The sequence below is a fragment of the Pseudomonas moorei genome (assembly GCF_042846945.1).
Taxonomy (GTDB): Bacteria; Pseudomonadota; Gammaproteobacteria; order Pseudomonadales; family Pseudomonadaceae; genus Aquipseudomonas; species Aquipseudomonas moorei.
On sequence record NZ_AP035776.1, the window covers coordinates 3,164,893 to 3,186,671 of the forward strand.

The 21,779-nt window shown below is 61.4% G+C and carries 21 protein-coding genes; 11 read left to right on the plus strand and 10 right to left on the minus strand.

The genetic code is table 11. The features are described 5' to 3' along the window. Positions 1-3 precede the first annotated feature (3 nt). Entirely contained in the window at positions 4-873 is an 870-nt protein-coding gene (locus tag ACGJAX_RS14790; protein ID WP_248916255.1) for an SDR family oxidoreductase, read from the minus strand. Positions 874-885: 12 nt separating this feature from the next. Further along, positions 886-2,688 (minus strand): acyclic terpene utilization AtuA family protein, encoded by a 1,803-nt coding sequence (locus tag ACGJAX_RS14795; protein WP_390959662.1) that lies wholly within the window; start codon positions 2,686-2,688, stop codon positions 886-888. 163 nt (positions 2,689-2,851) lie between these two features. On the opposite strand from ACGJAX_RS14795, the gene ACGJAX_RS14800 reads away from it, so the two are divergent. The 3 genes from ACGJAX_RS14800 to ACGJAX_RS14810 all read left to right on the plus strand — a co-directional run bounded on the left by ACGJAX_RS14800 (position 2,852) and on the right by ACGJAX_RS14810 (position 5,420). Further along, on the plus strand, positions 2,852-3,475 hold the full coding sequence (locus ACGJAX_RS14800; protein WP_090318225.1) for a TetR/AcrR family transcriptional regulator: 624 nt from the start codon (positions 2,852-2,854) through the stop codon (positions 3,473-3,475). A 95-nt stretch (positions 3,476-3,570) separates the two neighbouring features. After that, complete coding sequence (locus tag ACGJAX_RS14805) at positions 3,571-4,389, plus strand: ABC transporter substrate-binding protein (RefSeq protein WP_090318388.1); 819 nt, start codon at positions 3,571-3,573, stop codon at positions 4,387-4,389. 215 nt (positions 4,390-4,604) lie between these two features. Beyond that, positions 4,605-5,420 carry an alpha/beta fold hydrolase gene (locus tag ACGJAX_RS14810; RefSeq protein ID WP_390959667.1) on the plus strand — a complete coding sequence of 272 codons (816 nt, stop codon included), beginning with the start codon at positions 4,605-4,607 and terminating at the stop codon, positions 5,418-5,420. A 62-nt stretch (positions 5,421-5,482) separates the two neighbouring features. Here ACGJAX_RS14810 and dsbG read toward each other — a convergent pair whose 3' ends face one another. The 3 genes from dsbG to dsbD are packed head-to-tail and all read right to left on the minus strand — an operon-like array spanning position 5,483 to position 8,816. Beyond that, entirely contained in the window at positions 5,483-6,250 is a 768-nt protein-coding gene (gene dsbG, locus ACGJAX_RS14815) for a thiol:disulfide interchange protein DsbG (protein WP_390959669.1), read from the minus strand. Next, positions 6,226-7,080, minus strand: coding sequence for a TlpA disulfide reductase family protein (locus ACGJAX_RS14820; RefSeq protein ID WP_248916259.1), 855 nt, complete (start codon positions 7,078-7,080; stop codon positions 6,226-6,228). The genes dsbG and ACGJAX_RS14820 overlap by 25 nt, the downstream gene beginning before the upstream one ends. Beyond that, complete coding sequence (dsbD, locus tag ACGJAX_RS14825) at positions 7,080-8,816, minus strand: protein-disulfide reductase DsbD (protein ID WP_390959671.1); 1,737 nt, start codon at positions 8,814-8,816, stop codon at positions 7,080-7,082. The genes ACGJAX_RS14820 and dsbD overlap by 1 nt, the downstream gene beginning before the upstream one ends. A gap of 154 nt (positions 8,817-8,970) precedes the next feature. Between dsbD and ACGJAX_RS14830 the strand changes: the two genes are divergently transcribed. Beyond that, positions 8,971-9,651, plus strand: coding sequence for a response regulator (locus ACGJAX_RS14830; protein ID WP_090318240.1), 681 nt, complete (start codon positions 8,971-8,973; stop codon positions 9,649-9,651). Continuing rightward, positions 9,648-10,973 (plus strand): ATP-binding protein, encoded by a 1,326-nt coding sequence (locus ACGJAX_RS14835; RefSeq protein ID WP_390959674.1) that lies wholly within the window; start codon positions 9,648-9,650, stop codon positions 10,971-10,973. Before ACGJAX_RS14830 ends, ACGJAX_RS14835 begins: the two co-directional genes overlap by 4 nt. A gap of 56 nt (positions 10,974-11,029) precedes the next feature. Here the strand turns inward: ACGJAX_RS14835 and ACGJAX_RS14840 are convergent, their stop codons facing one another. Further along, positions 11,030-11,488: a VOC family protein gene (locus ACGJAX_RS14840; RefSeq protein ID WP_090318246.1), complete on the minus strand. Its 459-nt coding sequence runs from the start codon at positions 11,486-11,488 to the stop codon at positions 11,030-11,032. A gap of 314 nt (positions 11,489-11,802) precedes the next feature. On the opposite strand from ACGJAX_RS14840, the gene ACGJAX_RS14845 reads away from it, so the two are divergent. The 3 genes from ACGJAX_RS14845 to ACGJAX_RS14855 all read left to right on the plus strand — a co-directional run bounded on the left by ACGJAX_RS14845 (position 11,803) and on the right by ACGJAX_RS14855 (position 14,533). Further along, on the plus strand, positions 11,803-13,017 hold the full coding sequence (locus ACGJAX_RS14845; protein ID WP_390959676.1) for an SfnB family sulfur acquisition oxidoreductase: 1,215 nt from the start codon (positions 11,803-11,805) through the stop codon (positions 13,015-13,017). Positions 13,018-13,019: 2 nt separating this feature from the next. After that, the gene (locus tag ACGJAX_RS14850; protein WP_047527298.1) at positions 13,020-13,685 is read left to right on the plus strand and encodes a methionine ABC transporter permease; all 666 of its coding nucleotides are present in this window, start codon (positions 13,020-13,022) and stop codon (positions 13,683-13,685) included. Positions 13,686-13,762: 77 nt separating this feature from the next. Continuing rightward, positions 13,763-14,533, plus strand: coding sequence for a MetQ/NlpA family ABC transporter substrate-binding protein (locus ACGJAX_RS14855; protein ID WP_390959678.1), 771 nt, complete (start codon positions 13,763-13,765; stop codon positions 14,531-14,533). 210 nt (positions 14,534-14,743) lie between these two features. On the opposite strand, the gene ACGJAX_RS14860 is transcribed toward ACGJAX_RS14855, so the two are convergent. The 4 genes from ACGJAX_RS14860 to msuE all read right to left on the minus strand — a co-directional run bounded on the left by ACGJAX_RS14860 (position 14,744) and on the right by msuE (position 18,928). Further along, positions 14,744-15,847 carry a sigma 54-interacting transcriptional regulator gene (locus ACGJAX_RS14860; RefSeq protein WP_390959680.1) on the minus strand — a complete coding sequence of 368 codons (1,104 nt, stop codon included), beginning with the start codon at positions 15,845-15,847 and terminating at the stop codon, positions 14,744-14,746. Positions 15,848-15,871: 24 nt separating this feature from the next. Beyond that, the gene (locus ACGJAX_RS14865; protein WP_390959682.1) at positions 15,872-17,059 is read right to left on the minus strand and encodes an acyl-CoA dehydrogenase family protein; all 1,188 of its coding nucleotides are present in this window, start codon (positions 17,057-17,059) and stop codon (positions 15,872-15,874) included. Between the two features lie 149 nt (positions 17,060-17,208). Further along, positions 17,209-18,354, minus strand: a complete 1,146-nt coding sequence (gene ssuD, locus ACGJAX_RS14870; RefSeq protein ID WP_390959684.1) for an FMNH2-dependent alkanesulfonate monooxygenase — start codon at positions 18,352-18,354, stop codon at positions 17,209-17,211. Positions 18,355-18,364: 10 nt separating this feature from the next. Beyond that, the gene (gene msuE / locus ACGJAX_RS14875) at positions 18,365-18,928 is read right to left on the minus strand and encodes an FMN reductase (protein WP_090318266.1); all 564 of its coding nucleotides are present in this window, start codon (positions 18,926-18,928) and stop codon (positions 18,365-18,367) included. A gap of 490 nt (positions 18,929-19,418) precedes the next feature. On the opposite strand from msuE, the gene ACGJAX_RS14880 reads away from it, so the two are divergent. The 3 genes from ACGJAX_RS14880 (at position 19,419) to ACGJAX_RS14890 (ending at position 21,767) form a co-directional block, all read left to right on the plus strand. Then, positions 19,419-19,688 carry a hypothetical protein gene (locus tag ACGJAX_RS14880; RefSeq protein ID WP_090318269.1) on the plus strand — a complete coding sequence of 90 codons (270 nt, stop codon included), beginning with the start codon at positions 19,419-19,421 and terminating at the stop codon, positions 19,686-19,688. A 101-nt stretch (positions 19,689-19,789) separates the two neighbouring features. Next, positions 19,790-20,404, plus strand: a complete 615-nt coding sequence (locus ACGJAX_RS14885) for a LysE family translocator (protein ID WP_090318272.1) — start codon at positions 19,790-19,792, stop codon at positions 20,402-20,404. Positions 20,405-20,609: 205 nt separating this feature from the next. Further along, a complete protein-coding gene (locus ACGJAX_RS14890) occupies positions 20,610-21,767 on the plus strand; it encodes an aminotransferase class V-fold PLP-dependent enzyme (protein ID WP_390959687.1) in 1,158 nt (385 codons plus the stop codon). Positions 21,768-21,779: the final 12 nt, after the last annotated feature.

Here is a 21,779-nt window from a genome sequence, read left to right on the forward strand (position 1 = left end):
GGGTTATTCCTTATCCTTGAGCACGTCAGGAAGGTACGCACGGTGAAAGCCGTTGTACGACTCGCTGTTGGTCGCCTTGTGAATCGGCCACGCGCGGCCGCCGAGGCTGGCGGCGCCATCGATGCGCAAGGTGCTGCCACTGATGAACGCCGCCGCCGGGCTGAGCAGGAAAACGATGGCCGCGCTGACTTCCGACTCGGTACCGATCCGCTTGAGCGGCACGTGTTCGCGCAAGGTCGGGATCACCGCCTTGAACGCACCTTCGTAGGTGTCCATGCCACTGGACGCGATCCAGCCCGGCGCCACGGCGTTGACCCGCACGCCGGCATAACCCCATTCGAACGCAGCGGTCTTGGTCAGGTTATCCATGCCCGAGCGTGCCGCGCCCGAGTGGCCCATGCCCGGCATGCCGCCCCACATGTCGGCGAGCATGTTGACGATGGCGCCGCCGTGCTTGCTCATGGACTGGTTGAACACTTCCCGGGCCATCAGGAAACCGCCGACCAGATTGGTGCGCATCACCGTTTCGAAACCCTTCTGATTGATCGACGCCAATGGCGACGGGTATTGCCCACCGGCATTGTTGACCAGGCCATGGATCGGGCCGTGCTTGCGGATCAGTTCGCCAACCAGGTGCGTCACCGCGTCTTCCTCGCGAATATCGCAGGTGCTCCAGTCGGCCTTACCACCGTCTTCGGCAATCTCGGCAGCAACGGCTTTCAATTTGTCAGCCTTGCGTCCGACCAGCAGCACGTGCGCGCCAAGGGCTGCCAGTTCGTGGGCGGTGCAGCGGCCAATGCCACTGCCACCACCGGTGACGATGATGGTTTTGCCTGCAAACAAATCGGCTTTGAAAATCGAATCGTAGGCCATGGTGGCAGCCCTCTAATTGACCTGGTCGGCGATGCGCTGCGGCACCGGAATCTGGATTTCCAGCAGTTGCTGGGCGAACGCCTTGCCTTGCGGGTCGATCCGCAGGCTGGCGACACCGCCGCCCCCGAGGGCGTTTTCCAGGAGGAAGTTCAGGCTGTGGGTAGCGGGTAGATACCAGCGCTCGACACGGCCGTGGATCGGGTCCAGCACATGGCTCATCCAGTCGACGAGCACCGCCGGCGTCAAGGCTTCGGCGATCCAGGGCAGGTACTCGGGATCGCGGGCCATCACGCCGATGTTGCTGTGGTTACCCTTGTCGCCGGAACGGGCCACTGCCAGTTTGACCAGGGCCACGCTGGCGTCGGCCATGCCCGCAGGTTTGGGTGGCTCGAACGGCTCCGGCAAGTCGGCGCTGTCGAGTACATCGACGGCGGGCAGGGGGCATGGATGGCGCTGGCCCATGAGATCGATTTCCAGCGTGCAGGCGGTTTTGTCGATCAGGAACGAGAACAGGCGGATCAGCGGATACACGGTGGGCCGGCCGCCGACAATCCCGGTCAGCCCCGGTGCCATGCCGGTGGCGGCCTGGGCTATTTCCCGGGAAAACACGATCAATGCCTGTTTATTCGGGTGGCGCACGGCGAGTTTGATCACCACTTCGCGGCTGTCGCGGCGCTGGCCGTGGGGGCCGTAAGTGGCTTCGCTGCCGAGCAGTTCGACGTTGACCTCGCTATAGGGCGCCCAGCCGCGCTGGCTGAAGATTTCCGAGGTCTTGTTGATGATCGCTTCGCTGACCCGCCGAGCCTTGTCGACTGCATCGATGCCGGCGATCAGGCAGCTGGCGGTGCAGCGAAAACCATCCGGGTAAGTGGCGCTGACCTTGTACTGATCGGTCGGCGGCAATCCCTTCGCGCCGTGCACCTGCACCGCGTTTTTGCCTTGTTGCAGCAGTTTGACCCGGGTGAAATCGCAGACCACGTCGGGCAGCAGATAGGCCCGTGGGTCGCCGATTTCATACAGCATTTGCTCGCCCACCGTCAGCGGGGTGACCAGCCCGCCGGAGCCCTCGGGTTTGCTGACGATGAACTGGCTGTCGGCGCTGACTTCGACGATGGGAAATCCGATGTGTTCGTAATCGGGCACGTCGCGCCAATCGGTAAAGTTGCCGCCGGTGCACTGGGCGCCGCATTCGATGATGTGGCCGGCGAGGGCCGCCTGGGCCAGTTTGTCGTAGTCATGCCACGACCAGCCGAACTCATGCACCAGGGCGGCGCTGACCACCGCGCTGTCGACCACGCGCCCGGTGATCACGATGTCCGCCCCCAGGCGCAGGGCTTCGACAATGCCCGGTGCGCCAAGGTAGGCGTTGGTCGAGACACACAGGGGCGGCAGGGGCGCGCCGCTGAACATCTCGTGGAGGCCACGAGTGCTCAGCTGTTTGAATTGCGGTTGCAGGTCATCGCCCAGCAGGACAGCGATCTTCAGTGCGACGCCAGCCTTGTCGCACGCCGCTCGCAGCGCGGCGGCGCAGGCCTGCGGGTTGACCCCGCCGGCATTGCTGATGACACGGATTTTTTGATCGCACAGTTGGCTGAGTAACGGACTGAGCACTTCGATGAAGTCGCTGGCATAGCCAGCCTGGGGATCTTTCATCCGTGCGCCAGCCATGATCGACAGGGTGATTTCCGCCAGGTAGTCGAACACCAGATAGTCCAGGCGCCCGCCTTCCACCAGTTGCGCGGCGGCGGTCGAGGTGTCGCCCCAGAAGGCGCTGGCACAACCGATGCGGATCGTTTTTGGCGCAGTCAACTCCATAACCACCTCCGACAGAAGTGTTTCGAGACTACCAAGCAAGCGCTTGGTTTGTAAACGGCTAAAATAACTTCTGCCCGAGCGCTTGCTTGGTCGTGGGCAGCAGCTTAAATTGCCCGCGCAAACCCGCTGTTTTAGCGGTGATCTCGACTGTAGGAGAAAACGGGTGGACGAGCAAAAAGCCCTGAGGGTCATGCGCGAACTGGTCGAAAACGGCCAATTGACCGATCCGGACAGTGCCCGCGGCAAGCTCCTGCAAGTGGCGGCTCACCTGTTTCGCAACAAAGGCTACGAACGCACCACCGTGCGCGATCTGGCCGGTGCCGTGGGCATTCAGTCGGGGAGCATTTTTCATCACTTCAAAAGCAAGGACGAGATCCTGCGGGCCGTGATGGAGGAGACCATTGTCTACAACACCGCGTTGATGCGTGCGGCCATTGCCGATGCCGGCAACGTGCGCGAGCGGGTGCTGGCGCTGATCCGTTGCGAATTGCAGTCGATCATGGGTGGCAGCGGCGAGGCCATGGCGGTGCTGGTCTACGAATGGCGCTCGCTGTCCGAGGACGGCCAGGCGAGGGTCCTGGCGTTGCGCGATATTTACGAAGATATCTGGTTGCAGGTACTGGGCGAAGCCAAGAGTGCCGGTCTCATTCGCGGTGATGTGTTTGTCACGCGACGCTTTCTCACCGGGGCGCTGTCCTGGACCACCACCTGGTTTCGCGCCGATGGCAGCATGAGCCTTGATCAATTGGCCGACGAGGCGCTGACTCTGGTGCTGGAGGAAAAATAATTAGATTGTGCTGGTCGGCAGGAAACTGGCTAACTGAGCGAAACCGCCTAGCTTGAATGCATTGGTTCGGTATTTTTGGGGAGTGGGTTGTTTTGATGTCTTCGCCAATTCGGACGGCTTCGCGGCTTTTGCTCACGGCGCTTCTGGCGTCATGGGTGCTGCCGACCCAGGCTGCACAACTGGTGCGCATTGGCGCCGCGCACTTTCCGCCCTACACCGTGCGCCCCGAGTCCGGAGCCGACACCGGTTTGCTGCCGCAATTGGTCGAGGCACTCAACGCCCTGCAAAACGACTATCAGTTCGTCCTGGTGCCCACCTCCATCCCCCGGCGTTTTGGTGATTTCAAGCAGGGCCGGGTCGATATGGCGATCTTCGAAAACCCCGACTGGGGCTGGAGGGACATTCCCCACACCAGCGTCGACATGGGCCTGGAAGACGCGGAGATTTTTGTCGCGCAACGCCAGCGCGAAGGTCAGCCAGCGCGCCAGCAAAACTACTTCGCCGATCTGACGGGCAAGCGTCTGGCGCTGTTCAGCGGCTATCACTACGAATTTGCCGGCTTCAATGCCGATCCCAAATTCCTCGCGCAGAACTACAACGCCACCCTGACCTATTCCCATGACAGCAACTTGCTGATGGTGCTGCGCGGGCGGGCTGACATTGCCCTGGTCACGCGTTCTTATCTCAGCGACTATTTTTTGCGCAACGACAAGGTGGCCGATCAGTTTCTGGTGTCCGAGCGCGTCGATCAGGTCTATCACCATTACGCGATCCTGCGACCGACCGCGCCCATCAGCGGCGAAGCATTCGGCAGGTTGCTACAAGGGCTGCGGGATAACGGCCAGATGCTGAAGATTTTCGATCCGTACAAAATTGCGGTCTTGCCGGTCCCGACACCACAGCTGGCGAATTGACTGACCTCACTTGGATTTCCCGCTCCGATACGGCGTATCTCCCACATCGATCCTTAGTGTTCACAAACATTGGGTTCACAGGAGATCACCCTGTGGACTGGCTTGCCAGCAATGGCGGCAGATCATGCACTGTACAAACGAGTACATTCTCGCGATTGACTGCCAGTCCTCGGCAGCTCAGCCTTCCGGCTCCATTTTTCCAGCGGAGACAGTCAATGCCCTTCGTAACCATCGACGGACAACCCCTTCACTTTATCGATCAAGGCACTGGCCCGGCGGTGCTGTTGGCCGGCAGTTACCTGTGGGACAAGAGCATGTGGGCGCCGCAGATTGCCGCGTTGTCGCAACAGTATCGGGTGATTGCGCTGGACCTGTGGGGCCATGGTGAATCCGGGCGGATTCCGGATGGCACCGGCTCGCTGGACGATATCGCCCGTCAGGCACTGGCGTTGCTCGATCATCTGGAAATAGAACGCGTCACCCTGGTGGGCCTTTCGGTGGGGGGCATGTGGGGCGCGCGGCTGGCGTTGTCGGTGCCGAAACGCTTGAACGGTCTGGTGCTGATGGACACTTTTTTGGGCGTCGAGCCGGAACCCACCCGCCAGTACTATTTTTCACTGCTGAAAATGATTGAAGAAACCGGCGTGATTTCGCCGCAACTGCTCGACATCGTGGTGCCGATCTTTTTCCGTCCGGGCATCGATCCGCAATCGGCGATGTACCAGGACTTTCGCGCCAGTCTCGCCGCGCTGCCGCCTGAACGCCTGCGCGAAAGCATCGTACCGATGGGGCGGATTACCTTTGGCCGCGAGGGTCTGTTGCCGCGCCTGGGCGAATTGGACGCAGCGACGACGCTGGTGATCTGTGGCGATCAGGACAAGCCACGCCCACCGAGCGAAGCGCGGGAAATGGCCGAGATGATCGGTTGCCCCCATGTGTTGGTGCCGGAGGCGGGGCATATTTCAAATCTGGAAAATCCGGCGTTTGTCACCGAGACGTTGCTCGGGTTTTTGGCCGAGAGACACCAGTAGGCTGCAATGGCCCCATCGCGAGCAGGAAAATACGGTTACCTGCTCGCGATGGGGCGGTGAGGTCACTTGGGCCCGAGAATCTTCGCCAGTGTGTCCGGCGACGGCGCCCCTTGCTGCTGTTGCAGTTCACCCTTGTCATCCATATAGAAGATCGCCGGGGTGGCTTGCAGCTCCAGGTCTTCCATCAATTGCATGTTCGCCGCCAGTTTGGCCTGAATCGCCGGTGGCACATCCTTCAACGCCTTGAGCGAACTGCCCTTGCCGGCGGCTTCGTGGTCCGCCAGGGCTTTTTGCGGATCCTTGGCGGCGAGCAGGGCGGCGGACTTGCCCGGACTGTCTTCACGAATGATACCGACCATGATGTGGCGCAGTTGCACCTTGCCAGCCTTGACCCATGGCCGCGCCTGTTCCCAGAACATGTTGCAGTAAGGGCAGTTCGGATCGCTGAACAGGTAGACGATGCGCGGGGCATTCTTGTCGCCGTCGCCGATCCAGCTGCTGGCCTCGAACTTGGCCCAGACTTCCTTGGACATTGGCCCGTAGACCAGTTTCTGCAACGGCGCGCTGCTCAGGTCGTTGCCCTGGGCGTCGTACAGATTGCCCAGCAACACGTGCTTGCCATCCGGCGTCAGGTACAGCGCCATACCGCGGTTCTGGTATTGCGCCGCATAACCGCGCAGGCCGTCGGGGGCGTCGAACTGGCCGACGATTTTGGCGCCCTTGGCTTCGATCTTCTTGATCGCCTCGGGCAGCTCTTCGGCCTGCACCGATGGCAGGTGCAGCAGGGCGACACCCAGGCTCAGGGTCAGCAGGTGGCGGAGGCGGGGCATGGCAGTTTCCTTGAAGAAGTGGCAGGAGCGGTATCGAAGTTTTCCAGTGCGCGAGCCAGGCTGGCTTGCGACAACTCGCCCAGATGGCTGCCCAGCAGGCGACCATCCGGGCTATAGAACAGCGTAGTCGGCAACGCCATGGAGCCAACGGCCTGGCCCAGGCGGCCGCTGCCGTCGAACAGTACGTTGGACAGGCTCAGGCCCTGGGTTTCCAGAAAGGTGCTGACGCTTTGCATGCTTTCGGCCTGATTGACGAACAGGAAGGTCAGGTCCGGGCGCTGTTGCTGGGCGCTTTCGAGCACCGGCATTTCCCGGCGACACGGCGGGCACCAGGTGGCCCAGAGATTGATGACCAGCGGGCCGCCCTTGTAGTCGGCCAGTTGCACGGTTTCCCCGGCGGCGTTGCGCAGGGTGATCTCCGGCAGGCGCGTGCCTTGTTCGTAGAGACTCAAGGAGAAGGTCGCCAGCAACCAGAAGGCCAGGCCACTTGCCACGCCGAAGCCTAACGGACGGCGCAGGCCCGGCCGACGCCAGGCGCGGTACAGCGTGGCAAGCACCAGCGCGATCACCCCTGGCCAGGCAAGGAAACCGCCGTCACGCAGGTCGATGATCTGCCAGGGGTCATTGCGATAATGCATCCAGTAAACGGCGACGAAACCGATTCGCGACGCGAGCATGCCGATCAGGAACAGACTGAACAGCGCCGACTCGGGGTTCTCGCCACCGCGCTTGGCCACCCGCCAGCCGATGAATGTCGCCAGCGCCAATGCACTGATCAGCAGCAGGTGGTTGAGCGCGATGGCAAAGGTGCCGAGGGTGAATGTCAGCATTAACGGGCGTCTCGGGTGGTGGTCCAGCGTTGCAGGAAGGTGGTGGCATCGACCTCGCCAGTGATGCGCTGGCTGCGACGTTCGTTGCCATCGGCACCGATCCACAGCAGGCTCGGCGGCCCTGGCACTTTATAGCGGCCGAGCAATTCTCGGCTGGCGGCATTGTCGGCGGTGACGTCCAGGCGGAGCAAGCGCACGTCGCTGAGGGCTTCGAGCACATCCGCTTTGCCGAACACCTGTTTCTCCATGACCTTGCACGACACGCACCAGTCCGCATAGTAATCCAGCAGCACCCACTGGCCCTGAGCCTGCGCCGCGTCGAGTTCCCGTTGCAGCGCGGCTGGGTCCTTGATGGTGGTGAAGACGTCGTGGCCGACCGGACTGCTGGCCCCGCGGACATTGGCAGTGTTGTAGACCTGCAACGGCTTGAACAGGTCATCCGCACCACCCGCCGCACCGATCATCAATAGACTGCCCCACAACCCGAGCAGCAGCGAACTGGCGCCGAACAGATGAGCGACACGGCCAAAACCTTCCGACTGCTTCCAGGCACTGTACGCGGCGATCAACAACAACGCTCCACACAAGCCGACCCACAGCGATTCATCCAGCACCGGGCGCAGCATCAGCAACGCGGTGGCGAGGAACAGGAAGCCGAAGATGCCCTTGAGCAGGTTCATCCAGGCGCCAGGTTTGGGCAGGAAGCGATTACCGACGGTCACCAGCAACAACAGTGGCACACCGATGCCGATGCCCATGGCAAACAGGATCAAGCCGCCATGCAACGCGTTACCGCTTTGTGCGATGTAGAGCAGGGCGCCGGCCAGCGGCGCGGTCATGCACGGACCGACCAGCAGCCCGGACAAGGCGCCCAGCACACCGGCGCCAACCAGACTGCCGCCACGCTGATTGCGCGAGACGTTCTCCAGGCGGTCGCGCACGGCCACCGGCAGTTGCAGTTCAAAGAAACCGAACATCGGCAAAGCCAGCAGGACGAAAATCGCGGCGAAGCTGCCGAGCAGCCACGGGTTCTGTAACAACGCCTGCAGGTTCGCACCGAGCAGCGCTGCCAGCACGCCCATTGCGGCATAGACCAGCGCCATACTCACGACATAACTGCTGGCCAGGGCAAAACCGCGCTTGGGCGAAGCGCCGCTGCCGACGATCAGCCCGGCCAGGATCGGCAGCATCGGCAGTGAACAAGGGGTAAAGGCCAGCAGCAGGCCCAGACCGAAAAACACCAGAAGACTTAAGCCGAGTGCCCGCTGTTGCAGGCCGTTGGCCAAGGCTTGATCCGCGGCTTCGTCTGTCACGACGCTGGCAGCTTTGCCACCCAGGTCGACAACTTGCGTTTGCGGCGGATAACACAAACCGGCATCGGCACAGCCCTGGAACCCCACCTTGACCTGGCCGCTGGCACCGGCAGGGATTTTCAGTTCCAGGCCCTGGCGATAGACCTGCTGTTCACCGAAAAACTCGTCGCTGTGAGCTTCGCCTTCAGGCAGTGCTGGATGCTGTTCAGTCGGCAAGCCATCAAATTTCAGGCGCTTTTGGTACAGGTAGTAGCCATCGGCAATTTGCCAGAACAGCTGGGTTTCACCGGACTCCAGACGTTCGGAGGTGAACGTGAAAGCTTTGCCGACCGGAAGAAAGTCGGGTTTGGTCTCAAACGGATTGGTTCCCGCCTGGGCCAGACCCGAGATCAAGAGAACAAAAAATAAAAACAGTCGACGCATGAATAAGCCTTGGTTCTGTGCAAGTGCATTGCACAATGGGCGGTGGCGATTAACCGATGATTAACCCCGGCAGCCTTGTGGCGGCGGTGCTTGCGGCATAATGTCCGCTTAATCGGTCTGCGGCCTAATCCGCTTTATTTCTGCGAGGCTTTCCATGCACGTACTGGTTTGCGAAGACGATGAGTTGATCGCCAGCGGCATCGTCGCCGGCCTGACCGCCCAGGGTTTGACCGTGGAGCATGTGGCCACGGCGTCCGCCGCCCGGGCAATGCTCAAGGTCGCCGAATTCGACGTGATGGTGCTTGATCTCGGCTTGCCCGACGAGGACGGCCTGAAGTTGTTGCAGCAACTGCGTCACAACGGTCTGGAATTGCCGGTGTTAATCCTCACGGCCCGGGACTCGGTCACCGACCGCGTCGACGGCCTGCAGGCCGGTGCTGACGACTACCTGCTCAAACCGTTCGACCTGCGCGAACTGGCCGCACGCCTGCACACCCTGTTGCGCCGGGTAGCGGGGCGCAGCGTCAACCTGATCGAACACGGTGCACTGACCTACGACCCGAGCACCCGCGAAACCCTGCTTGCCGGCCAGCCGGTGGACCTGTCGCGTCGCGAACAGTCGCTGTTGCAGGCCCTGTTGCACAACCGCGGCCGCGTATTGTCGACCGAACAGCTCAAGGACAGCGTCTACGGGTTCAATGACGAACTGGAAAGCAACGCCCTCAACGTCCATATCCATCACCTGCGGCGCAAGCTCGGCAATGGCATCGTCGAGACCGTGCGTGGCCTGGGCTATCGCCTGGGGCCGGCTGATGGCGGAGAACGACAGAAGTGATGAGTTTGCGTTTGCGCCTGAGCCTGACGCTCGGCGCCGCTTTTGCGCTGATCTGGGCGCTGGCTGCGGCCTGGATGCTCAGCGACTTGCGCAATCAGATGATGTTTTCCCTCGACCAGCGGCTGGTGGCCTCGGCGCGCATGGTGGCTGGCTTGATGGAGCAATTGCCGCCAGTGCCAAGCAAGGGCGAGGGCACCCATTTCAGTGCCGAACAACTGAATATCCCCGGTGGCATGGCCTGTCAGGTCAGTTCCTTGCGCGGGGAAATTCTTGCCCGTAGCCACAGCGATCCGGGGCAGCCCCTGGAAGCGGAGAAAATGGGCTTCCACGATCAGATAATCGATGGCGCGCCGTGGCGCAGTTTCACCCTGGCCCGTGGCGATCTGCGGATCACCACCGCCGACCGGCAGATCGAGCGCGAGGCGTTGAACATGTCGATCCTGCTGGCCGCTTCCGTGCCGGTGGGCGTGGCGCTGCTCGGTTGCCTGTGTTTGCTGTGGCTGGGTATCGGCCAGGGGCTCGCGCCGCTCAACCGCATGCGCGATGCCTTGATGCGGCGCAGCGCCGATTCACTGGAACCCTTGCAGGTCCAGCCGTTGCCGAGCGAACTGCAACCCTTGCTGGATACACAGAATCAGTTGTTCCAGCGGATCGGCAAGACCATCGAGCGCGAGCGCCGCCTGACCGGCGATGCGGCCCACGAGTTGCGCAGCCCCTTGACCGCGATCAAGACCCACCTGCAGGTGGCGCGCTTGACCGACGGCGCCGCGCGGGATCAGTCCCTGGCCCGGGCCGAAGAGGGCGCCGATCGCCTGCACCGGACCCTGGAGCAATTGCTGTTGCTGGCGCGGGTCGAAGGCAGTCTGTCGTTCGATGACGGCGTGCAGTGCAGCGCCGAGCAAGTGGCGAAACTGGCGATTCAGGACGCGGCCGGCGGTGATCGCGAGCGAATTCGCTTCGAAGTGCCGGCCAGGTTTTCCCATGCCCCGGTGCAAATGCCTGCCGTGCTGTCGATCGCGGCGTTGCGCAACCTTCTGGATAACGCCCTGCGCCATACCCCCGATGGAGGTCCGGTGGAGTTGAGTCTGCAAACCACCGGCAATCGCGTGCAGTTCGTGGTGCGTGATCACGGGCCGGGCATCGCTGAAGACGATCTGCAGCACTTGACCCAGCGCTTCTGGCGCAACGGCCACAGCACCGGTTGCGGCCTTGGCCTGGCGATTGTCCAGGCCATCGTCCAGCGTTGCGGCTGCACCCTGCGTTTCGACAGTCGAGCGGACGGGCTGCGGGTTGAGCTGACGATGCCGTTGCAACCGGTCTGACAAACACAGCGAGCCCCTGTGGGAGCGGGCTTGCCCCCTCGCCACCCATGAAATGACTAACCCTGCTGAAACATTTCCTTCGCCCGCTGCTCGATCTGTTCCTGAGTCAGATTCTCCTTGCGCGTGGCCAGGAACCACAGATGGCCATAGGGGTCTTTCAACGTTCCTGAACGGTCGCCATAAAACTGATCCTTGACCTGCGACACCACCGTACCGCCGGCTGCGATGGCCTGGTCATAGGACTTGTCCACATCGGTGACGTACAGATGCAGCCCCACGGACGGCGACTGGTCCGGATTGCTCAACGGGCCTTGATCGCACGGTGTACCGAGCATGATCGGGCAGTCGCCGATGCGCAGTTCGGCGTGACCGATACCGCCATCGGGCATGGACAGGCGCATGACTTCGATCGCGCCGAAGGCCTTCTTGTAAAACTCGATGGCTTCGGCCGCTTTTTTGATCCCCAGGTACGGGGTGATGCTGTGGTAGCCCTCTGGAATGGGTTTGACGCTCATGATCGTTCTCCCTGAATTTGTTGTAGATGGAACATCTAGCTCGCCGCTTTTCAGCAGGACTTCCCAGTGTAGGTCCTGCCGAAACAGGCGCTGTCTGGTTTTTGATCTTCAGCACTCGCCAAGTTCACAAAAAAAATCACCTCGTTCGGCATCAGCGCCACTGTCCGGCAATCAACAGTGAAGCAACAGATTGCCTTGGCTACGGCATTGTCGAGCCCGCCAAAACCCGTTGAAGCACCCGTAAATACGGGCTCTCGCAGTCAGGCACAGAAGCTGCAATGACCTTCGGTAAACACTGGTATCGAGAGTCTTGTATGTCTGAATCTGCCGTTTATCCGATCAACCCGCCGGCGGCCCACCGGATCGCCAGCGAAGCCGAGGCCCTGCGCGTGGCCGAGCGCGTGGCCGCGATTCTATTGGAGCAGGATGCCGAACGTGACCGTACTCGCCAGGTGCCCGCCGACATCGTCGATCTGTTTTCCAACAGCGGCCTCTGGGGCATTACGGTGCCCAGGGAATTTGGCGGAGCACAGGTGTCCTACGCGGTGCTGGCGCAGGTCATCGCGATCATCTCGGCGGCCGACCCGTCTCTGGGGCAGATCCCACAGAACCACTACTGCCTGCTGGAAGACATCCGGCTGCAAGGCACCCCGGAGCAGCAGGCGCATTTCTTCGAGCTGGCACTGCAGGGGCATCGGTTCGCCAACGCCTTGTCGGAAACCGGCGGCAAGCATGTGCAGGACATTCAGGCGACCATCCGCCGTTACGGCGACGGCCATGTGATCCACGGGCGCAAGGGGTATTGCACGGGGTCGTTGTATGCACACTGGCTGGCGGTGCTGGCGCTGGATGAAGAGCAGAAAGGCCAGTTGGCGTTCGTCCCGCGCGGCACCAAAGGGCTGGTGATCGTCGACGACTGGGACAGCATCGGCCAGCGCACGACTTCCAGCGGCACAGTGCTGGCCGAAGATCTGCACGTTTCGGCGTTCAACCTGTTCCCGACCTGGCGCTCCTACGACAGCCCGACCCTGGCCGGTCCGTTCGCCCAATTGACTACCGCTGCCATCGACGCCGGCATTGCCCGCGCCGCCTTGCGCGACACCATCGCCTTTGTCCGGCAATTCGCCCGGCCATGGATCGATGCGGGTGTGGAAAGGGCCAGCGAAGATCCATTGACCATCATTCAGGTCGGAGGGCTGGACATTCGCCTGGAGGCGGCCGAAGCCTTGCTGGAACGGGCGGGGCGGACGCTGGATGCCGCGCGCCAGACACCGGATGAAGACAGCGTTGCCAACGCATCCCTGGCCGTGGCCAGGGCCAAGGTGCTGACCACCGAAATCGCCATTGAAGCGAGCAACAAGCTGTTTGAACTGGGCGGCACTCGTTCAACCCTGAAGAAACACAACTTCGACCGTCACTGGCGCAATGCGCGGGTGCATACCTTGCACGATCCGGTGCGCTGGAAATACCACGTGGTCGGCAACTGGCTGCTCAACGGCGTGAAACCGCCGCGTCATGACTGGTCCTGACCATGGCTGAATTGTTCAAGAACATCTATTGGGCCGACATTGGCCAGGCCTGTCTCGACACCCTGAGCATGCTCGGCGCGGCCCTCGGTTTCACCGTGTTGTTGGGGCTGCCGCTGGGGGTGCTGCTGTTCCTCACCGGCAAACGCCAGTTGCATGAAGCCGTTGGCGTTTACCGGGTGCTGTCGGTGATCGTCAACATGCTGCGTTCGCTGCCGTTCATCATTTTGCTGATCGTGCTGATTCCCCTGACCACCTTGCTGGTCGGCACCTCGTTGGGTGTACCGGGGACCATTCCGCCGCTGGTGGTCGGGTGCACGCCGTTCTTTGCGCGGCTGGTGGAAACCGCGTTGCGTGAAGTCGATCGCGGGGTGGTGGAGGCGACCCAGGCCATGGGCGCCAACACCTGGCAAATCATCCGCTTCACCTTGCTCCCCGAGGCAAGAGGAGGGCTGCTGGCGGCGGTGACGGTGACGGCCATCGTGCTGGTGGATTACACGGCGATGGCCGGGGTGATCGGCGGTGGTGGCCTGGGTGACCTGGCGATCCGCTATGGCTACCAGCGTTTCCAGACCGACGTGATGGTGGTCACCGTGGTGCTGTTGTTGATCCTGGTCCAGGCCCTGCAAATGAGCGGCGACCGACTGGTGGCGCGCTACAGCCATCGATAAGACATTCAGTTCAAAACCAAAAAAATCGGCCCCACGTCCGCCCCACGACGGCCACTCAATCTGCCTAGGAGCACAACATGAAAAAGACCCTGGCCGTTCTGGCTGCCTTGATTTCGCTGAGCGTACACGCCAACGAAAAACTCACCGTCGGTGCCACGCCGGTGCCGCACGCGGAGATCCTCGAATTCGTCAAACCCACCCTGGCCAAGGAAGGCGTGGATCTGGATATCAAAGTCTTCACCGATTTTATTCAGCCCAACCAGCAGCTTGCGCTGAAGAACCTTGACGCCAACTACTACCAGTACCGGCCGTTTCTCGATGACTACAACAAGACCCGTCACACCGACCTGGTGCCGGTGGTCGGTGTGCACATTGAGCCGTTCGGGGCTTATTCGACCAAGATCAAAAACATTTCCGAGCTCAAGGACGGCGCTACCGTGGCGATCCCCAACGATCCGGTGAACACCGGTCGCGCCCTGGTGCTGCTGCACGAAGCAGGGCTGATCAAGCTCAAGGACCCGAGCAATACCCTGGCGACGCAACGGGACATCGCGGAAAACCCCAAGCACCTGAAAATCCGTGAGCTGGAAGGTGCGCTGCTGGCGCGTTCGGTGAGTCAGGTGGACCTGGCGTTCGTATTCGCCAACTACGCGCTGGAAGCGGGGATCGACACCAACAGTGCGTTGATCGTCGAGAAGGGCAAGAGCCTGTACGTTGAATTCCTGGTGGCGCGGCCGGACAACATCAACGACCCGGGCCTGCAGAAGCTGGCCAAGGCGTTGAACTCCGATGAAGTTCGGCAGTTCATTTTGACGCGCTACAAGGGGCAGATTGCGCCGGGGTTCTAAGCTTCGGTTGATCTTGAGGACGCCATCGCGGGCAAGCCCCGCTCCCACAGGTTCTGGATCGTTCACGAAATGTGCAAACGACCCAAACCCTGTGTGAGCGTGGCTTGCCCGCGATAGCCGCGCCGCAATTTCAGATCTGTCGCGGATGCCAATAGCCGCGCCCCGAGTACATCAGCAAGTGTAATTCGCAGCACTCGGCCCAAGCACCGGCTAGATGGACAAATGCATCAAGCGCTCGCCCTGTACGTTTTCCGTCGGTCGCCGCTTGTTCACCGCCAGTTCGCCGATCTTGATCAGGCGTGTGCGGGTCACGTTGCGGCTCAGGCCCAGCAGCGCGGCGGTGTGCACCTGGTTGTAGTGGCTGAAGCGATAGGCCGCCCGCAGCAAGGCGTCCTCGACTTTTTCGTGCAGGGCGCCGGCCTGTTCCTCGAACAGCTTTTGAAAAGCCCGGTCGAGCAGGGCTTCGGCAGAATCGTCGACCTGAGCGTGGTGATCGTCCTGGCGTTCGATGCGCATGTTGGACAGGCGCAGGTCATCGCGTTCGATGATGCCGTTACGGCAAATCAGCAGGGTATGGTGAATGACGTTTTCCAGTTCTCGGATGTTGCCCGGCCAACTGTAGCTGCGCAGTTTCAGTTCGGCTTCCTTGCTTATGGTGATGCTGCCGTAGCCAAGGCGCTGACTGTAGGCGTCGATGAAGTGACGGGTCAGGGGCAGGATGTCGCCGGGACGGTCGCGCAGCGGGCTCAGCTCCAGGCTGACCACGTCGAGACGGTAGTACAGGTCCTCGCGGAAATGCCCGGCGTTGATGGCTTTCTCCAGTTGCACGTTGGTCGCTGCCAGCACCCGCACGTCGATGGGGATGCTCTTGCGTGAACCCAGGCGCACCACTTCGCGTTCCTGCAACACCCGCAATAACTTGACCTGAATGGCCATCGGCAAGTCGCCGATTTCATCGAGGAACAGGGTACCGCCATCGGCCTCCTCGAACCAGCCGGCCTTGGCACTGAGGGCGCCGGTGAAAGCGCCTTTTTCATGGCCAAACAGCTCGGCCTCGACCAATGATTCGGAGAACGCGCCGCAGTTCACGGCTACAAATGGCCGGTTGCGCCGGGCGCTGAGGTTGTGGATATGGCGCGCCACCAGCTCCTTGCCGGTGCCGGTTTCGCCGATGATCAGCACACTGGCTTCACTGGGGGCGACTTGTTGCAGGTGGGCGAGCAAGGCCTGGGACTTCGGGTCTTCGAACACCTGGGCCGTGGCGCGGATCGACGTGGCCAGAGCGGGCGAGGGCGGTAAGGTCAGCAGTTGCATGGGGCACGCTCCTTGTTGGGCAAGCTATGAATAGAAAGTGGGAATCGGCAGGGCCTGGTTCAGTGCCCAGTCACCCAGTTCATGGAGTTTGTAATCCACCGGGTCGTGCAGGGTTTGCGTGCGCAGGTTGCGCCAGTGGCGGTCCAGTCGCAGCGAGGCGTGGGTCGAGCGCGCGCCGGTGACTTCGAACAGGCGACTGCACAATTCCAGGCCATTGCGCGTGGCGGCGACCTTGGCCGTGGCGATGGCGGTGGCCAGGTGTCCGCGTTCCTCGGCACTGAGGTTCGGGCCTTTGGCCCAGGCCTTGTCGAGCAAATCAGCCGCGCGCTCCACCAACAGCCGCACACCTTCGAGGGCCACCCAGAATTCGCCGTAGTGGCTGAGTACATAAGGGTCCTGGTTCACCTCCCGGGCACTGGATTTGTGCCACGGCCGGGTTTCGGTCAGCGTGTACTGGCGCGCTTCTTCGAAGGCGCCTTCGGCGATGCCGAGGAACATGTGGGTGAACGTCAGTTGGGCGATCAGTGGGCGCAAGCAGGCAAACGGCGTGCTCAATGGCCCCGGATCGAGCAACAGCTCCGATTCTTCGACACGCACCCGTTCGAAGGTGGCACTGCCGCTGTCGGTCTGGCGCTGGCCCATGTTGTTCCAGTCATTGTGCAAGGTGATGCCGCTGCGACCGCTGGGGATGGCGGCGATCAACAGCTTGCCGCCGGCGCTCTCATCCACCGCCGAGGCGATCAGCATCTCCGAATCGCTGGCGCCGGAACAGAAACTTTTCTTGCCGGAAAACTCACGCCAGCCATCGAGTTTTTTCACCACGGTGCGGGTGTCCAACGGGTTGAGGGCATTGCCCCAGAACCAGTTCTTGCGCGCGGTTTGTTCAAACCACGGCTGCCATTGTTCGGGGCGGGCGAACAGGCGCACGGTGGCGAGCATCAGGTGATGGAAGCCGAACACATGGGCAATCGAACTGTCGACCTTGGCGAACTCACGCACGATGTTCAGGGTTTCACTCCAGCTGGCGCCGAGGCCGCCGAACCGGGTGGGAATGCTTAACGCGAGCAGCCCGCTGTGGCGCAGCGCATCACGCTCGGCCTTGGGCGTACCGCCGCGCTCGTCGCGCTCGACGGCGGTCAGGGCAAACCCGGCGGCCAATTGGCGGGCGGTCTGCAACGGGGAGATCAGGGCGCTGTGCGGCTTGGCAGTCACGCGGGGGTTCCTCTTTGAATTCGACGCAGATCCCCTGTAGGAGCGAGCCCGCTCGCGATGGAGAACAACGATTACGCGGGATGTCTGAATGACAGCGTCATCGTTGGCGACCATCGCGAGCAGGCTCGCTCCTACAGGTAGTGCGTGGGTCAGGCCGTGGTTTTGGTCGGCAGCACATCGTTGGCGATCATTTCGCCGAACGGCCCGGTCAGGTTGGTGACGCCACGCCCGGCGAGACTGGCATAGGGCTCGGGCAGCAGCGGGAAGACCAGTTCGGCAAAGCGATACGCCTCTTCGAGATGCGGGTATCCGGAGAAGATGAAACTCTCGATCCCCAGGTCCGCGTACTCCTTGATGCGCGTGGCGACCTGCTGCGGGTCACCCACCAGCGCCGTCCCGGCGCCGCCACGCACCAGGCCGACACCGGCCCACAGATTGGGTGAGATCTCCAGGTTGTCGCGACGCCCGTCGTGCAGTGCAGCCATGCGTCGCTGTCCTTCGGAGTCGAAACGCAAGAATGACTTCTGCGCGGCGGCAATGGTCTCGTCGCTGATGTGCTCGATCAGTTTGTCAGCGGCTTTCCACGCGTCTTCTGCGCTTTCGCGAACGATCACATGCAAGCGAATCCCGAACTTCACCGTGCGCCCATGACGGGCGGCGCGTTCACGGACATCGGCGAGTTTCTGCGCCACGGCGGCCGGTGGTTCGCCCCAGGTCAGGTAGACATCGACCTGCTCGGCGGCCAGGTCGTGGGCGGCATCGGACGAACCGCCGAAGTACAGTGGCGGATAAGGTTTCTGCACGGGGGGATACAGCGCCTTGGCATTCTGTACCCGCAGGTGCTTGCCTTCGAAGTCGACCGATTCGCCTCGCAATACACGGCGCCAGATTTTCAGGAATTCGTCGGTGACTTCGTAGCGTTCGCTGTGATCGAGGAAGCTGCCGTCGCCACGGTTTTCGTCGGGATCGCCGCCGGTCACGACGTTGATCAACAAGCGGCCACCGGACAGACGATCCAGGGTCGCCGCCATGCGTGCCGACACCGTGGGCGAGATGATGCCAGGACGGATCGCCACCAGATAACGCAAGCGCTCGGTCAGCGGCACCAGTGCCGAGGCGATCACCCAGGAGTCTTCGCAGGAACGCCCGGTGGGAATCAATACGCCGTGGTAGCCAAGGCTGTCTGCGGCCTGGGCCACTTGTTTCAGGTAGTTGAGGGTGACCGGGCGTGCGCCCTGAGTGGTGCCCAGGTAATGGCCGTCGCCGTGGGTTGGCAGAAACCAGAAAACATCCATGAAGAAATCCTTAGGCGATTTTCAGCCGATTGTTGGGGTGTACGCCGAACAATGGCGCCGCGCGCTCTGCAGCCAGTTGAATGCGGGCCCTGAGCGGTTCACTGGTGATCTGGTAATTGGAGAAATCGGCTTCGGTGGCATACACGCCAATCGGCAAGGTCAACGCCTGGAAGAAGCTGAACAGGGGGCGCAGCTGATGATCGAGCACCAGCGCATGACGTTCGCTGCCACCGGTGGCGGCCAGCAGTACCGGGGTGTTGATCAGTGCATTCAGATCGATCAGGTCGAACAGATGCTTGAGCAGGCCAGGGTAGGAACCGCGATAAACCGGCGCGGCGACAACCAGCAGATCGGCGTTTTCAATCGCTTGCAGTTCGGCTTCGACGTCCGCACTCAGTTCCTGACGGGACAGCGCCGCGCCCAGGGGCCGGGCGATGTCCCCCAGTTCGATCAACTTGCTCTCGATCGGCAGTTGCTCGGCCAGCTGCGCCAATAGCGCTTGGGTCAGCACCAGGGTGCGGGAGGGACGCCAGGTGCCGCCGGAGACGGCAACGACTTTCAATGGACGCGACATGATCAGTTCCTTTTTAAACAGTTGCTGTGGGAGCAGTGAGTCATCACTGGGCTTTTCTCCATTGAGCAAGAGCTGTACCAATCCCTCGAGGCCACGTTTTACGCGGCTCGCAGCGAGTTGATCAGACCGCGCTATTGATTTTTAAGGGCTGTTTGTTGATTGACTGTTGCCTGGCGAACAGTTGCCTGAGCAACAGTGCGTCAGCGGATGCAGTTGTTATAAAGGCTATTTTTATTCCGTAAAAGATCGTTGATTGATATTTATAGATCATTAAGAAATATAAAGCCCCCCTGGAGAAGCTGGCTTGCCAGCGATGACGCCCGCCAGAACACCACAGGGCTTGAGACCCCTTCGCCAGCAACAGGCACTTACAGGCTGGCAACATCAACAAAACTCGATAGCGACTATCGAGAGCGATGATTTTTACCCGTGCAAAGGCGGGCGTAGCCTGTGTTCATTGCCCCGAAGCCAGATGCCAGGACGCCTGAACATGAAACCGCTAATCGCCAGTTTGTTGCTGCTGACCGTCTCCGTTCTCGCCGGATGTGCCAGCCAGACTTCCCCGGAACTGAGGCCCTATACCGCTGAAGAAACCAGGGAACTCGCGCTGGAAGCGTTGAATCGCCGGGGTCTGTCCTTCGACGAATACCAGGCGAAAAAAGCCGAATTGCTCGGTGTGCCGCAAAAATCGTTTGGTTTCGACAAACAGGGTGAGATGAACGTCGGACGTGCTGTACAGCTGCACGGTCGTCCTAGCTAAGCGAAAACTGTACTGCTGGAAGTTTTACCCAACTGTCCGTGGGTTTCCCATGGGGGGTGCGATAGGGTCACTACCTGACCGACCCTGATGGACTGCCACCCATGACACTCTCGCTTGATCTGCTGCTGGGCTTTGCCCTGTTTGCTCTCGTCACTTCGATCACGCCCGGCCCGAACAACACGATGTTGCTGGCATCCGGGGTGAACTTCGGCTTCAACCGCACCATCCCTCACATGCTCGGCATTACTTGCGGATTCTTCGTGCTGGTCGTGGCGGTGGGCTTTGGCCTGGGCGCGGTGTTCCAGACTTATCCCTTGCTTTACTCCGTACTGCGCTATGTCGGCGCCGCTTATTTGCTGTATCTGGCGTGGAAAATCGCTCACTCCGGACCGGTCTCGGACAGCGAACAGGTTGAAGGGAAACCCATCAGCTACCTGGGTGCCGCCGCGTTCCAGTGGGTCAACCCCAAGGCCTGGATCATGGCCATTGGTGCCATCAGCACTTACACGCCGATGCAGGGTTACTTCACCAATGTCATTGTGATCGCAGCGGTCTTCGCCCTGATCAACCTGCCGAGCGTTGGTGTCTGGGCCGCCTGCGGCACTCTATTGCGCAACGTTCTGAAGGACCGTCGCTGGTTGCGCCTGTTCAACTGGGGCATGGCCGCGTTGCTGGTGGCTTCGCTGTATCCGCTGTTGCTCGAAAGCTTTCGCTGATGCATTGCTTCAACCGGTCGCACGATGCCTGTTAAGCTCGCTGTTCAGGAGCGTTCCTACGCACTATTAATGAAGTGGTACTTCTTTAACGGCATCCGATCAGGTATTGGTAACGTTCTGAAAACCGGGCGTAGCTCACAAGGCTGCGTCTTGATGTTTCCAGTGACGAGCTTCCTGATCCCGGAACACGCTCTGCGAGTCTTTTATGAATAAACGTCCGTTGTATTTCGACTACGCCGCCACCACGCCGGTGGATGAACGGGTCATCAAGGTCATGGTCGAGTGTCTGGGTTTCAGCGGCAATTTTGGCAACCCGGCGTCCAGTTCTCACGCATTCGGTCAACAGGCACGGCAAACCGTCGAGCAGGCACGGCGCCAGGTGGCCGAACTGGTCGGCGCCACGCCCGAACAGATCGTCTGGACCTCCGGCGCGACCGAATCCAACAACCTTGCCCTCAAGGGCGTATCCCAGGCTCGCGGCGTTGCCGGCGGCCACATCATCACCAGCCAGATCGAACACAAGGCCATCCTCGATACCGCAAGACAATTGCAGGATGCGGGCGTGGCGGTGACCTATCTGGTGCCGGACGCCGATGGCCTGATTACCGCGCAAGCCGTCAGCGAAGCCATGCGCGAGGACACCTTCCTGGTGTCGCTGATGCTGGTCAACAACGAGTTGGGCACGGTCAACGACATCCCGGCCATCGGCCAGGTGGTGCGTGATCGCGACGCGTTGTTTCATGTCGACGCGGCGCAGGGGGCAGGCAAAGTGCAGATCGATCTGGCGCAATGGCCGGTGGATCTGATGTCGTTCTCGGCACACAAACTCTACGGCCCCAAAGGCATTGGTGCGTTGTATGTCGGGCCCCGTGCGCACCAGCGTTTGCAGGCGCAGATTCATGGTGGCGGTCACGAGGGCGGCCTGCGTTCCGGGACCCTGGCCACCCACCAGATTGCCGCCATGGGCGCGGCATTCGCCCTGGCGGCGGCTGCGTTCGATGAAGAAAAAGCCTTGATCTTGCGTTTGCGCGAACGCCTGCTTGATCAATTGCTGAGCATTCCCGGTGTGCGCCTCAATGGCAGCCCGACCCGGCGCATCCCCCATACCCTGAGCCTGACCTTCAGTGAAGGCGAGTTCAATTCGGCAGCGTTGCTCGCCTCGATCGCGTTTTCCGCGACCTCGGCCTGCAATTCCGCGAGTAATGTGCCATCTCATGTGCTGCTGGCCCTGGGGCATGACGCTCGCTCGGCGAGTCGCACCATTCGCTTGAGCCTGGGGCGTTTCACCACCGAGCAGGATATCGATCAAGCGGTACAACTGATTAAAACGGCCTGCGCCAGTGCCCCGGCATTCTGGCAGTAGTGTCTCGAAGCG